We start from the raw sequence: 15324 nt of genomic DNA on the forward strand, positions 1-15324 counted from the left end.
TGATTAGATATGACCGCATAATGCATAATTGAATAATGAGTCAATTGCAAGCACTTATCATCATGACTTCAAGTGTAGAGATTGGAAATTGAGTCAATCGCAAGCGCTTATCACTTTGACTTCAAATGGAGAAAACATCAAATGAAGTCAAACTGCTAAGCCAGAAAAGAGACCATAGCGGCCTCTTTTTCATTCCTCCGAATATCTCAGAATCACCAACCCCGCCTGACTACTTTTGATGTCCATGATTTTCCCAGATATTCGTAGTTATTACACAAACTGTGATATTATAGTTCTGTGACCGTGATATGTGAACACTTTTCTAATCCCGCAACGGTGCGCATTACAGGGAATAACTCAGAATTTCAAGGAGTCAAAATCAATGATTAGAATTTTATTCGTCTGCCATGGGAATATTTGTCGCTCGCCGATTGGGGAGTTCATTATGAAAGATATTGTTTGTAAGCAAGGCCTTTCTGACAAGTTTCACATAGAATCATCTGCAACACATACGGATGAGATTTGGAATGGAGTTGGAAGCCCGGTGTATCCTCCGGCCAGAGCCAAACTAAGAGAGCATGGCATAGGGACAGATGACAATGAGCTTGGAGTAAGTGAAAAGAGAGCCAGACTGACAAGTAGAACAGACTATGACAGGTTTGATTTTATAATTGGGATGGACAGTGCTAATATGCGCGACCTCAATCGCATATTTGGCGGAGACCCCGATAAAAAGATATATAAAATGTTGGACTTTACTGACAGAGATGGAGATGTAGCTGATCCTTGGTACACCGGCAATTTTGATGCTACCTGGAGAGACTGCAGTGATGGATGCCACGGACTGTTTAGGCAGATAATGGTAAGTCCTGAGTTTTCAGAAGTGTTGGCAGATGATAATGATGACAATAATGATGAATATGGAGATGGTACCGGAGATTTAGGCCTTATTCACGATGATTTTCCAAGAGGATAAAGAAATAACCAGGTAGATTATGATAAAAGCCAATAGCCTTTGCCTATTTTGAAAAATGACATTGACAATGTTGTATAATTGTGTATATTGCAAGACGTAATTATGATAAAATGATATTGTATCATTTACTCGAAAGTGGGAGTCAAAACATACTTGATTAAGATTCCCATGTTTTTACATTAGGAGGTTTCGCTATGAAATTTTACAGATGTGAACATTGTGGCAACATTATTACAAAACTAAATGATTCAGGTGTTCCTGTAGTTTGCTGTGGAGAGCCTATGAAAGAGCTTGTTCCAGGCGCTACTGACGGAGCTATGGAAAAACATGTTCCTGCAGTTACAGTAGATGGCAACACTGTTACTGTTGTTGTTGGCGAAGTAGAGCACCCAATGCTTGCTGAACATTACATCCAATTCATTTGCTTAGAGACAGATAAGGGCTGCATGATGAAGAAGCTTAACCCCGGCGAGAAGCCTTGCGCTCAGTTTGTTCTGGCAGAAGGTGAGAAGGCAGTTGCTGCGTATGAATACTGCAACCTCCATGGACTTTGGGTAAAAGAGATCTGATCTTGACCACGCATAGTGCTGTCACTTTAACTTCCAAGTGACAGCATTTTTTTACTTATTTTTTATACTCATTTCTACAAAAAAAAAGTTCTTGTGCTAAGCACTTTAAGATGGTAAAGTAGAAAAGATAATTAAAAATAGTTTTTGGAGGAGTGAAATGGCACAGAGAACAGATATTCACAAAGTACTGATCATCGGCTCGGGACCAATTGTCATCGGGCAGGCCTGTGAATTTGATTATTCGGGAACGCAGGCTTTAAAAGCGCTTCGCAGTCTGGGGTATGAAATAGTACTGGTTAATTCGAATCCGGCAACGATCATGACTGATCCTGAAATGGCGGATAAGACTTATATTGAACCACTTAATGTGGAACGTGTTACAGCAGTTATTGAAAAAGAAAGACCGGATGCTCTACTACCTAATCTTGGTGGTCAGTCCGGACTTAATCTGTGTTCTGAGCTTTATAAAGCAGGTACCCTTGATAAATTTAATGTAAAAGTTATAGGTGTTCAGGTTGACGCTATTGAACGTGGCGAAGACAGAACAGAGTTCAAAAAGACCATGGATATGCTTGGTATCGAGATGGCTCGTTCAAAGGCTTGTTATAGTGTAGAAGAGGCCCTTGAAGAAGCTGACGTACTTGGTTATCCTGTTGTTCTTCGTCCTGCTTATACAATGGGAGGCGCCGGAGGCGGTCTTGTTTACAATAAAGAGGAACTTCAGACTGTCTGCTCCCGTGGCCTTCAGGCTTCGATCATTCATCAGGTCCTTGTTGAGGAGTCAATCCTTGGTTGGGAAGAGCTTGAGCTTGAGGTAGTAAGAGACAAAGACAATAACATGATCACTGTATGTTTCATTGAAAACGTTGATCCTGTCGGCGTTCATACAGGTGATTCTTTCTGTACAGCTCCTATGCTCACAATAAGTGAGGATCTTCAAAAAGAGCTGCAGCGTCAGGCTTATAAAATTGTTGAACACATTGGAGTCATCGGAGGCACTAATGTTCAGTTTGCTCACGACCCTAAAACAGGTCGTATCGTCGTTATCGAGATCAATCCACGTACATCACGTTCATCTGCCCTTGCCAGCAAGGCTACAGGCTTCCCTATCGCTCTTGTTTCAGCTAAGCTTGCAACAGGACTTACTCTTTCAGAACTTCCTGATTCTAAATTCGGAACTCTTGATAAATATGTTCCGGGTGGAGACTATGTTGTTGTTAAATTCGCCCGCTGGGCATTTGAGAAATTCCATGGAGTTGAGGACAAACTTGGAACTCAGATGAGAGCTGTTGGTGAAGTTATGAGTATTGGTAAGAACTTTAAAGAGGCATTCCAAAAGGCAATCAGATCTTTGGAAAAAGACCGCTATGGTCTTGGCGCTATAGAGAAGTTTGAAAAAATGCCCAAAGAAGAGCTTCTCCGTATGCTCAAAGACGCCTCTTCTGAGAGATATTTCCTTATATATGAAGCTATGAAAAAAGGTGTATCAGTCGATGAGATACATGATATCACCAAAGTAAAGCACTACTTCCTTAATGAGATGAAAGAACTTGTGGAAGAGGAAATGGAGCTTACATCAAAATACACTTCTAAAGTTCCGGAAGCCCTTGATCTTATTAAGGCCAAAGAGGATGGTTTCTCCGATAAATACCTTTCAAAGCTTCTTGGTGTTACAGAAGATGACATCAGAAATGAAAGAGAAAAAGCCGGACTATGCGAGACTTGGGAAGGGGTTCATGTATATGGCACTGACGGAAGCGCATATTACTATTCAACCTATCAGCATGAAGATGAGGGAATCGTTGTTGAGAGCGCTCCTGATTCAGACAATAAAAAGATAATGATCCTTGGCGGTGGCCCTAACAGGATCGGTCAGGGTATCGAATTTGACTACTGCTGTGTTCACGCTGCTATGGCTCTTAAGAAACTTGGCTTTGAGACAATTATTGTCAATTGCAACCCTGAGACAGTTTCAACAGACTATGACACATCAGACAAACTCTATTTTGAACCGCTTACACTTGAGGATGTACTTCAGATCTACAGAAAAGAAAAGCCTATCGGCGTGATTGCCCAGTTTGGTGGACAGACACCTCTTAATCTTGCAGCAAAGCTTAAAGAAGAAGGCGTTAACATCCTTGGCACAACGCCTGAAGTAATTGACCTTGCTGAGGACAGAGACCAATTCCGTATGATGATGGATAAGCTTGGCATTCCTATGGCAGAGTCAGGAATGGCTTCTGATGTTGAAACGGCAAAAGAAATTGCTGCAAAGATCGGTTATCCTGTAATGGTTCGTCCATCTTTTGTTCTTGGCGGACGCGGAATGGAAATAGTAAGAGATGAAGAGAGCATGGAAGGCTACATGAAGGCAGCTGTAGGTGTAACACCTGACAGACCAATCCTTATTGACAGATTTCTTCACAATGCCCTTGAATGTGAGGCTGATGCTATAAGTGATGGCAGTGAGGCTTTTGTGCCTGCAGTAATGGAGCATATTGAACTTGCCGGTATCCACTCAGGAGATTCCGCATGTATAGTGCCATCCAAGCATATCTCAGAAAAGCACCTTAAGACTATCGAGGAATATACAAGGAAGATCGCTGTCGAAATGAATGTAGTGGGACTTATGAACATGCAATATGCCATCGAAGATGACACTGTTTATGTACTTGAAGCAAATCCCCGTGCATCAAGAACTGTTCCTCTTGTTTCCAAGGTTTGCGGCATCAAGATGGTTCCTGTTGCAACAGATATCATAACTGCATCTATAACAGGGCGTCCTTCACCGGTAAAAGAGCTGATCAAGGAAAAAGAGAAAAAGCAGGAGCCGCCATATTACGGCGTAAAAGAGGCAGTATTCCCATTTAATATGTTCCCTGAAGTTGACCCGGTACTTGGACCTGAAATGAGGTCTACAGGTGAAGTACTTGGACTTGCAAAGACTCCCGGCGAAGCTTTCTTTAAGGCATCAGAAGCTGCAAATTCAGCCCTTCCTTTAGATGGAGCAGTGCTTATATCTTTAAATACAGAAGATAAGCCTGCTGCAGCTGAACTTGCAAAGAGCTTTGCTGAAGATGGATTCAAGATATATGCTACAGGTAAGACATACGAAACAATCGCAGAGGCTGGAATCAATGCCACCAGGATAATGAAGAATTATGAAGGCGGAAGGCCTAACGTTGAGGATGTGATCAAAAACGGCGAGGTACAGCTTATTATTAATACTCCTATTGGCAAATACACTAAACATGATGATGCATATTTAAGAAAAGCAGCAATAAAAGCGCGCATTCCATACATTACTACTGTTGCAGCAGGCAAGGCGGCAGCGGAAGGAATACATGAAGTTAAGGCCAAAGGATGCGGATGCATAAATTCTCTTCAGGATTACCATAAACAGCTCTAAGTAGTTTTTTATAGACTAAACAGAAAACCTGCAGTAAAATGCAGGTTTTCTGTTTATTTGAAATGTATATATAGCGAAAACGTGATAAAATATTGCTTATAAATATGTTTGTTGGGAGGTCGGTATGTATAAAGATGGTAAGATCTGGGTGGCAAATAATGAGAATGGGGAAAAGGTATTTCTTTTGCCTAAAATGGCTAACAGACATGGCCTTATAGCCGGTGCAACGGGTACAGGAAAGACAGTTACCCTTAAAGTGCTTGCAGAGGGCTTTAGTGACATGGGAGTTCCTGTTTTTCTGGCTGATGTAAAGGGCGACCTTTCCGGAATGGTCAGTGAAGGCCGGGATTCTGAGGATATGCAGACAAGGATCAGAAGATTTGGCCTTGATGAAGCTCACTTTTCTTATACAAAATATCCTGCAACGTTTTGGGATGTTTTTGGCAAAGAAGGAATCCCTCTTCGCACAACAGTTTCAGAAATGGGACCACTTCTTTTATCCAGGATTCTTGGACTTAATGATCTTCAGAGAGATATATTGTCAATAACTTTCAAGATTGCAGATGACAATGATCTTCTCCTTGTAGATACCAAGGACCTTAAGGCAATGCTCAACTATATTTCCGAAAACAATAAAGAGTTTGCTGCAGACTATGGAAATATCAGCAAAGTTTCAATTGCAGCGATTGTGAGAGCTATTGTTTCTCTTGAAATTGAAGGAGCTGACAAGTTCTTTTTCGAGCCTGCGCTTAATATTAGAGACTTCTTTACAACGGGTGAAGGCGGAAAGGGTATGATAAATATCCTCGACAGCACAAGCCTTATAAACAATGGCACTTTGTACGCAACATTCCTTTTGTGGATGCTTTCAGAGCTTTTTGAGACCCTTCCTGAAGTGGGAGACCTTGATAAGCCTAAAATGGTATTCTTCTTTGATGAAGCACACCTTCTTTTTGCAGATACACCAAAGCTTTTGATGGATAAGATCGAGCAGGTTGTTAAGCTCATCAGATCAAAAGGTGTTGGTATCTATTTTGTAACACAGAATCCTCGTGATATTCCGGATGGGGTTCTCGCGCAGCTTGGAAATAAGATACAGCATGCTCTTCGCGCCTATACTCCGTCTGATATGAAAGCTGTTAAGGTGGCAGCTGATTCATTTAGGGAGAATCCTGCATTTAAGACTGCTGATGTTATTCAGGAGCTTGGAACAGGAGAAGCAGTATGCTCACTTCTTGACGAAGATGGCATTCCTACTGTTGTAGAGAAGGTATCAATACTTCCACCACAGTCACTTATGGGCGGTATCGATGATTCTTTAAGAGAAAAAGAGATAAAGCAGAGCGTTCTGTACAGTAAATATTATGAGGCTGAAGACCCGGATTCTGCCTATGAATTCCTCGAAAGAAAGGGCCTTGCAGATGCTGAGGCAAAGGCAAAGCTAAAAGCGGAGGAAGAGGCAGCCAAGGCAAAGGCCAAAGAGGAAGCCGCAGCAGCCAGGGCAAAAGAAAAAGAAGAGGCTGCAGAGGCAAGAAAGAAAAAGCAGGCAGCTAAATCAGTTGGAAATGCCGTTGCCGGAACAGTTGGACGAGAGGTGGGGAAGACTTTCGGCGGTAAGTTTGGCAAATTTGGAAAAACCCTTGGCGGAAATCTGGGAGCAAGCCTTGGAAGAGGCATTCTTTCAACACTGTTTAAGGTCTGAACTGAAAATAATAATCTTGAAACCGGCTTCTGTGATACAATAGAAGCTGGTTTCTTTATTTTCAGACTCTTTTGACAAAAAGAAAAGAGCCTTTAAAAGGCTCTGGATTTTGGGAGGAGGGGTTGCCAGGTGGGGAACCAGACAACCCGTGTATGAAAAAAAGTATTGTTGGGGGTTCAGAAGTTTTGTCCTTCTGATAGATTATATAGTACAGGGTAAGTGTTTCCAAAATGTGTACGAACTATTAAAGAAATATAATCTATTATAAAAAATAAATTGGAGTAAAAGAAAAAATGTCAAAAAACAAACGAAAAAACGCATATTATAAAAGTAAGAAAGAGGATAAAAACAGCGCTTTCGGGCATTTGATGATATCCATCATCATTTTGGGAGTTGTTGTTTTATTGTTCATAAATGTAGCTCTCCCTATTATAAAAGAGGGAACTAAAAAGATTGTTGCTGAGAAAACAGTTGATCTCATTGAAGATAATATTGATAAGATCGCAGCAGATCATCCTGAGGTAAAAGAAGCTCTGGAGTCTCTTTCTGAAGAGGATAGAGAAACCGTTACAGAAATAATAGCAGATCATATTGACACAGAAACTGCCGGAGAGGTTATGGAGTATGTAAATGAAGGTGACAAAGATGGCCTTATGGAATATGCAGTTGAGAATCTTTCACCTGAAGAAATAAGTAAATTAGCGGAGATATACGGCAGATACTCACATTGATCAGCCTGATTAAAAAAAAGTACTTCGCCTTTTCTCCACAAAAAGTTCACAAAAAAGATTATTTTATTCACTTTTTGAACACAATTATAGTTTATATTGTTAATTAAGGTTAGTGATGAAACAGTTCTCTAAGCCGTTTAGAGACAATCACTATCTCCCCCTCATAAGAAAATCGCAGGCACTCACGTCCCCCCGTGGGTGTTTTTGCGTTATACGGAAAAACACATTTTGAAGTTCCAAACTAACATTGGTTAATAGTTTCTTTTATTTCTTCATTTGTATGAAACATCATTTCAAATTTCCAGATAATTTATAATTTTTCATCTAGTATTTTCTTTGCTTAATGATAGGATTATCTTAAGCTAGAATATTTTTTGCTTCGCATGATGAGAAAAGGAGGTTGATATGAGCAGTATTTCATCTGTGAGTGGATACGGTAGTTATTCTCCATATTCCACTATAACAGCAGGCGGAACGTATCAAAGTGCTTCTCAGGGAGCTTCAGAGCTGGCAATTCAGGAGAAAACCAAGACACAGGTTAATGGTCTTGATGCCGGTAGCGAGAACCTTACATCTGCGAAATCTGTTTTGAACATTGAAGATGGAGCAATGGACGGAATAACTGATTACCTTCAGTCCATCAGAGAACTTTCTGTTAAGGCAAAAAACGGAATATTATCAGACAGCGACAGACAGTCAATTCAGAATCAGATCGAGCAGTATAAGCAGGGAATAGAAGATATAGCAGGAAGTACAAATTACAACGAGAAGAATCTTCTTGATGGCTCAAATGGGGACTTTAAGGTTGCTACTGACAGCAATGGATCCGTGTCTACAGTTTCTACTTACAATTCTACATTGGAAGCCCTTGGAATAGCAGATTATGATGTTACAGGAGATTTTGACATAGGTGCAATTGACAGTGCTCTGGAAAAGGTTACAAGTTCAAGGGCAAACGTAGGGGCACAGTCAAATGGAGTTGATTATGCATTATCATATAACTCTCATGCTGCACTTGAACTCAATGGGTATCAGATGGATAAAGAAGAGGATAATTCCATAAAGGCTTATCAGAAACTCAAGACCCAGCAGGCGCTGGATTCTTACCAAATGATTCTCCAGAAAAAACAAATGGAAGACAAAGAGCAACAAAGCTTGATGCTTTTCGCCTGACTAATCGATTAATTATACTCGATTAAAGCTATATTTAATTTAATTAAAAAATCTACGTAATTATGATATAATAATTACGTAGATTTTTTTATGTTAATCAGAAAAAAATTAAAAAAAATCAAAGAACAATTAGTAGTAAATGTACGCCATATGCGGACATATGTATTTTGCACAAAGATACTTGATGTTTATTAATCAGTTAGAGCGAAATTAACCTAATTAGCTTGACATAAAGTAAGCTCTCTTATAACATAAGTGCAGTTGCATGATTATATGCGTGTATACAATCTTGTTGACGAGTGCAATGGCGCACAAATAGAGGTGTCATTGCAATTTTTATAACGCAAACGATGTAGCACGTTGAAGCGTCAACGCTTTGCACCATTAATGGCAACTGGATAGAAACAAATAAAACAGGTAGGTGGAGATTTAGAATGAACACAAAGACACTAATGTACATTGTTAAGAGAGTCATCCTTGCAATTGTTACAGTCTGGGTAGTTATCACGGTTACGTTTTTCGTAATGCATGCAGTTCCAGGCGGACCATTCACAGGTGAGAAAGCAGTTACCGAATCGGTAAAGGCAGCGATGGAGGCCAAATATGGTTTGGATAAACCCCTTGGAATCCAATATCTTACGTATTTGAAGGATGTCGTTACGAAATTTGATTTCGGGCCATCATTAAAACAAAGAGGTCGTAATGTAAATGACATTATTTTTGACGGAATGAAGACATCAGCTAAGCTCGGAGTGATCGCTGCTGTTATTGCGCTTATCTGCGGCGTGATCCTTGGCTCTGTTGCAGCCCTTAGAAGGAACAAGCTTATTGACAGAGTAATAATGATAATTACGACAGCATTTGTGTCCATGCCATCATTTATCATGGGGTCACTTCTTCTCATTCTTTTTGCTATAAAGCTAAAAGTGTTTCCGGCAAACGGGGCATCACAAAATGGATTGGTTCTTCCGGTCATTACCCTTTCTCTATATCCGATGGCATATATTACAAGACTTACAAGGTCATCAATGCTTGAGGTTCTTGGTCAGGACTATATTAGAACAGCCAAGGCAAAAGGTGTTTCAGGAATGAAGATAGTTTTCGGACATGCCCTTAAGAATTCACTGATTCCTGTAATCACATACTTTGGGCCAATGCTTGCGGGAATTGTTACGGGTTCTCTTGTAGTTGAGCAGATATTTGCAGTTCCCGGAATTGGAAGAGCTTTTGTAAATAGTATTACAGGCCGTGATTATCCACTAGTTATGGGAACGACAATCGTTCTTGCGACACTTATCGTAATCATGAATCTTGTGGGAGATATCATGTACAAGGTTGTAGATCCTAGAATCACATTAGAATAAAAGCAATATTTCAATAAATTGTTAGGAGATTTTCCAGATGGATATTTCAAAGCTTAGTTCGCAGGTTAACATGGACGATTTCATCCCTGCTACAGAAGAAGAAAAAGAATATATGGTTCAGATGCGTCCTTCATCAACATTCTTTAAGGACAGCGTTAAGAGACTTTTAAAAAATAAAGTTGCAACAGTTTGTTTCTTTATTATAGTGATCATTACACTGGCAGCAATTTTTATTCCAATGTTCTGGCCATATTCATATGATCAGATGCTTGGTATGACACCGGGTAAGCCGGTAGATAATTCCTTCAATGATCTTAGACCCTTTGAGTATGGAAGGTCGGAAATCAGAAGAATGGAAGCAGGAGAGACAGTCATTCCTCATATTTTTGGAACTGACTCTCAGGGAAGAGATTATTTCATCCGTGTAGTTTATGGAACAAGGATTTCTTTAGCAGTTGGTTTTTTTGCCAGCATTATCGTTCTTATCATTGGCATGACAATCGGTTCGGTTGCCGGATATGCCGGAGGAAAGGTCGACCTGATAATCATGAGAATAGTTGATATTATCTATTCACTTCCTGATATGCTTATGGTCATCCTTCTTTCGTCAGTACTTAAGGTTGTAATGGAAGGAGCTTTGGATGGAACGGTACTTGCCAAGATCGGTTCAAACATCATCAGTTTGTTTATAGTGTTTGGTGTTCTTTACTGGGTTTCTATGGCAAGACTCATAAGAGGTCAGATCCTTTCACTTCGTGAGCAGGAATATGTTCTTGCATCACAGGCAGCAGGTGCAAGAGGCAAATGGATCATTTTAAAGCACCTCATTCCTAACTGCTTCTCAGTAATCATTATTTCAACAGCTCTTCAGATTCCAAGTGCTATTTTCACTGAGAGTTACCTCTCATTCCTTGGACTTGGTGTAAATGCACCTATGCCTTCACTTGGTTCTCTGGCTTCAGATGCACTTAATGGTATTTCATCATATCCATACAGACTTGTAATACCTGCACTTGTTATTTCACTTATAGTTCTTTCACTTAACCTTTTTGGTGATGGCCTTCGCGATGCATTTGACCCCAAGTTGGAAAAGTAATCACTTAGCGAGGTCCTTTCGAGCTTAGTGTACTACTTTGTTCTGGCTGGCACAAAGTGTCAGAGCAGAACTTCATTAGAAAATCACTTAGCGAGGTCCTTTCGAGTCTGGTGTACTACTTTGTTCTGGCTGACACGAAGTGTCAGAGCAGAACTACATTAGAAAATCACTTGACGAGGCAAAACTAAGATCAGAAATACAATAAATAATCGGGAGTATAAATTGATGAGATTACTTGAAGTAAGAGACCTTCATACCTCATTCTTCACAGACGCCGGTGAGGTAAAGGCAGTTAATGGAATATCTTTTAACCTGGACAGAGGAAAAGTCCTGGGAATTGTAGGAGAGTCAGGTTCCGGTAAATCGGTTACTGCATATTCGATAATGCAGATACTTGCAGGAACAGGAAAAATAGTTTCCGGTTCAATCAAACTTGACGGCCAGGAACTTGTAGGATCCGGCGAAAAAGTCATGAAGACTGTACGCGGAAATAAAGTGTCAATCATTTTCCAGGATCCAATGACATCACTCAATCCTACTTATACAATCGGACATCAGCTGATGGAGGCGATTCTCCTTCATACAGACAGAAATAAAGAGCAGGCAAAAGAGCGTGCGATAGAAATGCTCAGACTTGTTAATGTAAATGAGCCCGAAAAGAGAATGAATCAGTATCCTTACGAGTTTTCAGGCGGTATGAGACAGCGTGTAATGATAGCGATGGCACTTGCCTGCGAGCCGGATATTCTTATTGCGGATGAGCCTACAACAGCTTTGGACGTTACGATACAGGCTCAGATCCTTGATCTTATGAAGTCACTTCAGAAAGAACTTGGAATGGCGATAATAATGATCACACATGACCTTGGGGTAGTAGCCCAGATGTGTGATGAAGTAATTGTTATGTATGCCGGTTCAATATGTGAGCAGGGTACAGCGGATGAGATTTTCTATAATCCATGCCACGAATATACGAAAGGACTTCTTCGTTCAATCCCTACAGAAGGAAAAGAGGGCAAGAAACTTGAACCTATCGCAGGTACTCCTATTGACCTTCTTAATATGCCTAAGGGATGCCCATTTGCACCCAGATGCGATGCGGCTATGAAGATATGTTTGCGCGAAAGAGCAGAGCGTATGCAGATCAATGATGATCATGCTGCCGGTTGCTGGATGAACGTTAAGAAGCAGATGGAAGGCAGGGTTAACTGATGAGTGAAGTATCAAACAAAAAGAATCTTGTAGAAATAAAACATCTTAAAGAATATTTCAATGTAAACGTAGGATTCTTTAAGACTAAGCCTCTCAAGGCAGTAGATGATGTCTCTTTTACCATAAAAAAAGGAGAGACACTTGGACTTGTAGGAGAATCAGGATGCGGAAAGACGACAGTAGGACGTACAATCCTGAATCTTTACAAGCCAACAGCCGGAGAAATCTGGTATGACGGCAAACAGATAAAGACCAAGGAAGATATTAAAGAGTTTAGAAAGAAAGCCACAATGGTTTTTCAGGACCCGTATTCTTCACTTAATCCAAGAATGACGGTTTCTGATATTATCGGAGAGCCTCTTGATATCCACGGCCTTTACAAGACCAAGGAAGAGAGAAGAGAGCGTATCCTTGAGCTTATGAGCTATGTAGGACTTAACTCTGAGCATGCTTCAAGATATGCACATGAGTTCTCAGGCGGACAGCGTCAGCGTATTGGTATTGCCAGATCTTTGGCCGTAAATCCTGAATTTATCGTGTGTGATGAGCCGGTTTCAGCCCTTGACGTTTCTATCCAGGCTCAGGTCATTAACATGTTTGATGAACTTCAGGACAAATTGGGACTTACATATCTTTTTATAGCTCATGATCTTTTGGTAGTAAGACATATCAGTGACAGAATAGCAGTTATGTACCTTGGAAAAATGGTAGAACTTGCTGATGCAGAGGAAATATACAACAATCCGCTTCATCCATACAGCAAGTCCCTTCTTTCATCTGTACCTGTACCTGATCCAAAGATTGCAAGGGCTAATAAGAGAATTGTCCTTTCCGGCGATATCCCAAGCCCTCTGAATGCTCCTTCTGGATGCCCATTCAGAACAAGATGTCCATATGCTCAGGAGGATTGTGCCATGAGTATGCCTGAGTTTAAAGAGGTTTCATCAGGACATTTTGTTGCATGTCACCATATTGAAGATGTTGCAAAGATTCAGAACAAGATAGTTCTTAACTAAAGCTAAAAGATGCTTTAAGGCATTTTTTAATAAAATTATTATCTTAATAAGGAGGATAATTATGAAAAAGAAGTTATTATCAGTATTACTTGCTTCATCAATGGTACTGAGCCTTGCAGCTTGTGGTGCATCATCAGAGACAGCTCCACAGAGCACAGATACTCAGCAGCCACAGAGCACAGAAACAACAGCTTCTGATGCTAATGCTTCAACAGATGCTGCTCCAGCAGCTGATGCAGGAACAAACAAGGGTGTAATAAATGTTTGTCTTGCTTCTGAACCTGCAACACTTGATCCAGCACTTAACTCTGCAGTTGATGGTGCAACAATGATCAACCACCTTTTCTCAGGTCTTGCAAAGTGGGGACTTGATGCAAACGGAAATCTTGAGCTTCAACCAGACTGTGCAGAAGCACTTGTAGATGGTGTTGAGAATGAGGATGGAACAGTTACTTATACTTACACACTTCGTGATGGTCTTACATGGTCAGATGGACAGCCTGTAACAGCAAATGACTTCGTATTTGCATGGAACCGTGCAGCAAGCCAGGCTCTTGCAGCAGACTATGGCTACATGTTTGAGGTTGTTGACGGATATGCTGATATTTGGGCTGACGGCGCAACAGGTGAAGAAAAGCTTAATGTAAAAGCTATCGATGACAAGACTCTTGAAGTAACACTTGCTAACCAGATTGCATATTGGAACGAGCTTCTTGCATTCCCAACATACATGCCTGTTCGTGAGGATGTAGTTGCTAACGAAGCATGGGCTACAGATCCTTCTACATATGTAAACAACGGTGCTTACACAATGACATCTTGGGATCATAACTCAGTTATCACTCTTACAAAGAACGAGAACTTTGTAGATGCTGCTAACGTAACAATGAACGAGATCAACTTCTATCTTTCAGATGATGCTAACAACCAGCTTGCTAACTTTGAGAATGGTGACTGGGAGTTCATCGATGATGTTCCTACAAATGAGATCGCATCTCTTAAAGAGAACTATCCTACACAGTTTGTAACAGCTGGTCAGCTTGGAACATACTATGTATGCTGGAACATCAATGAAGAAATCCTTCCTTCAACAAGCACTCTTACAGGCGTTGAAAAAGCAAAAGCTGAGAATGAAGTTCGTAATGCACTTGCACTTCTCATCGACAGAAATTACATTGTTAACGACATTGCACAGGGCGGACAGGTTCCTGCTTCTTCATTCGTTGCTATGGGTCTTACAGATGCTGATGGATCTCAGTTCTATGAGAATGCCGGACCAGATTCAAGCTTCACAGGTTACTATGATGTAACAGATGCAGCTTACGAAGCAAACTGGACTTCAGCACTTGAGACACTTAAGAAGTACTATACATTTGATGAGTCTACACAGCAGTTCACAGACTTCCCAACACTTACATACCTCTACAACACATCAGAGGGACACAAGGCAATTGGTGAAGCTATTCAGTCAACATTTGCAGGTGTAGGTATCACACTTAACCTTGAGAACCAGGAGTGGGCTACATTCCTTGATACACGTAAAGCTGGTAACTATTCAATCGCTCGTAACGGTTGGCTTGGTGATTACAACGATCCTATTTCATTCCTTGATATGTGGACAACAGCTTCAGGTAACAACGATGTTCAGTTCGGTAAGGGCGACAACGCTAAGGTTGCTGCATACTCAATCGATCTTACAGACCTTGGATATGACACAAAGGTTGAGAACGGAACCTGGGCTGAGACATATGATGTAGTTATCGCTGACATCAAGAAGTGCACAGATGCTAACACACGTTATGCACTTATGCACAGAGCAGAAGACCTTCTTATGTCAACAGGTTGCATCTGCCCAATCTATTACTACACAGATCTTTACATGATCTCTGACAAGGTAAACGGCTTCTTCTCAAGCCCACTTGGATACAAGTACTTCATGTACTGCACAGTGGCAGAATAATAGATTGATATAAATATGTGAAAAAATAAGCACGGAAGATGCGGGAAAAATAATGCATCTTCCGTGTTTTTTTCTTGCTTATTGTTTTAGTTGTTGTATTATATTTCTTGGTGATT

11 protein-coding genes are annotated in these 15324 nt (G+C 40.6%); all 11 read left to right on the forward strand.

Translation table 11 applies throughout. From position 1 onward, the window contains the following. Positions 1–445 precede the first annotated feature (445 nt). Positions 446–976 (forward strand): arsenate reductase/protein-tyrosine-phosphatase family protein, encoded by a 531-nt coding sequence (locus BM146_RS06100; protein WP_420314839.1) that lies wholly within the window; start codon positions 446–448, stop codon positions 974–976. A gap of 194 nt (positions 977–1170) precedes the next feature. Then, entirely contained in the window at positions 1171–1545 is a 375-nt protein-coding gene (locus BM146_RS06105) for a desulfoferrodoxin family protein (protein ID WP_074885895.1), read from the forward strand. A 157-nt stretch (positions 1546–1702) separates the two neighbouring features. Beyond that, the gene (gene carB / locus BM146_RS06110; RefSeq protein ID WP_074885897.1) at positions 1703–4954 is read left to right on the forward strand and encodes a carbamoyl-phosphate synthase large subunit; all 3252 of its coding nucleotides are present in this window, start codon (positions 1703–1705) and stop codon (positions 4952–4954) included. Between the two features lie 124 nt (positions 4955–5078). Then, positions 5079–6656: a helicase HerA-like domain-containing protein gene (locus tag BM146_RS06115; RefSeq protein ID WP_074885900.1), complete on the forward strand. Its 1578-nt coding sequence runs from the start codon at positions 5079–5081 to the stop codon at positions 6654–6656. Between the two features lie 293 nt (positions 6657–6949). Continuing rightward, on the forward strand, positions 6950–7387 hold the full coding sequence (locus BM146_RS06120; protein ID WP_074885903.1) for a hypothetical protein: 438 nt from the start codon (positions 6950–6952) through the stop codon (positions 7385–7387). 405 nt (positions 7388–7792) lie between these two features. Next, a complete protein-coding gene (locus tag BM146_RS06125; RefSeq protein ID WP_083413421.1) occupies positions 7793–8560 on the forward strand; it encodes a flagellin in 768 nt (255 codons plus the stop codon). Positions 8561–8994: 434 nt separating this feature from the next. Continuing rightward, a complete protein-coding gene (locus tag BM146_RS06130) occupies positions 8995–9924 on the forward strand; it encodes an ABC transporter permease (protein ID WP_074885905.1) in 930 nt (309 codons plus the stop codon). A 37-nt stretch (positions 9925–9961) separates the two neighbouring features. After that, entirely contained in the window at positions 9962–11020 is a 1059-nt protein-coding gene (locus BM146_RS06135; protein WP_074885908.1) for an ABC transporter permease, read from the forward strand. Positions 11021–11245: 225 nt separating this feature from the next. Beyond that, positions 11246–12232 (forward strand): ABC transporter ATP-binding protein, encoded by a 987-nt coding sequence (locus BM146_RS06140; protein ID WP_022774158.1) that lies wholly within the window; start codon positions 11246–11248, stop codon positions 12230–12232. Further along, positions 12232–13248, forward strand: a complete 1017-nt coding sequence (locus BM146_RS06145) for an ABC transporter ATP-binding protein (protein ID WP_074885911.1) — start codon at positions 12232–12234, stop codon at positions 13246–13248. Before BM146_RS06140 ends, BM146_RS06145 begins: the two co-directional genes overlap by 1 nt. A gap of 61 nt (positions 13249–13309) precedes the next feature. Beyond that, the gene (locus tag BM146_RS06150) at positions 13310–15208 is read left to right on the forward strand and encodes a peptide ABC transporter substrate-binding protein (protein ID WP_074885913.1); all 1899 of its coding nucleotides are present in this window, start codon (positions 13310–13312) and stop codon (positions 15206–15208) included. Positions 15209–15324: the final 116 nt, after the last annotated feature.

It is taken from the genome of Butyrivibrio proteoclasticus, from assembly GCF_900115735.1.
Taxonomy (GTDB): domain Bacteria; phylum Bacillota; class Clostridia; order Lachnospirales; family Lachnospiraceae; genus Butyrivibrio; species Butyrivibrio proteoclasticus_B.

Bases quoted from the DNA above. Each gene is read 5' to 3' on its own strand.
- BM146_RS06100 (WP_420314839.1), top strand. From the start codon at position 446: ATGAAAGATATTGTTTGTAAGCAAGGCCTTTCTGACAAGTTTCACATA.
- BM146_RS06105 (WP_074885895.1), top strand. From the start codon at position 1,171: ATGAAATTTTACAGATGTGAACATTGTGGCAACATTATTACAAAACTA.
- carB (WP_074885897.1), top strand. From the start codon at position 1,703: ATGGCACAGAGAACAGATATTCACAAAGTACTGATCATCGGCTCGGGA.
- BM146_RS06115 (WP_074885900.1), top strand. From the start codon at position 5,079: ATGTATAAAGATGGTAAGATCTGGGTGGCAAATAATGAGAATGGGGAA.
- BM146_RS06120 (WP_074885903.1), top strand. From the start codon at position 6,950: ATGTCAAAAAACAAACGAAAAAACGCATATTATAAAAGTAAGAAAGAG.
- BM146_RS06125 (WP_083413421.1), top strand. From the start codon at position 7,793: ATGAGCAGTATTTCATCTGTGAGTGGATACGGTAGTTATTCTCCATAT.
- BM146_RS06130 (WP_074885905.1), top strand. From the start codon at position 8,995: ATGAACACAAAGACACTAATGTACATTGTTAAGAGAGTCATCCTTGCA.
- BM146_RS06135 (WP_074885908.1), top strand. From the start codon at position 9,962: ATGGATATTTCAAAGCTTAGTTCGCAGGTTAACATGGACGATTTCATC.
- BM146_RS06140 (WP_022774158.1), top strand. From the start codon at position 11,246: ATGAGATTACTTGAAGTAAGAGACCTTCATACCTCATTCTTCACAGAC.
- BM146_RS06145 (WP_074885911.1), top strand. From the start codon at position 12,232: ATGAGTGAAGTATCAAACAAAAAGAATCTTGTAGAAATAAAACATCTT.
- BM146_RS06150 (WP_074885913.1), top strand. From the start codon at position 13,310: ATGAAAAAGAAGTTATTATCAGTATTACTTGCTTCATCAATGGTACTG.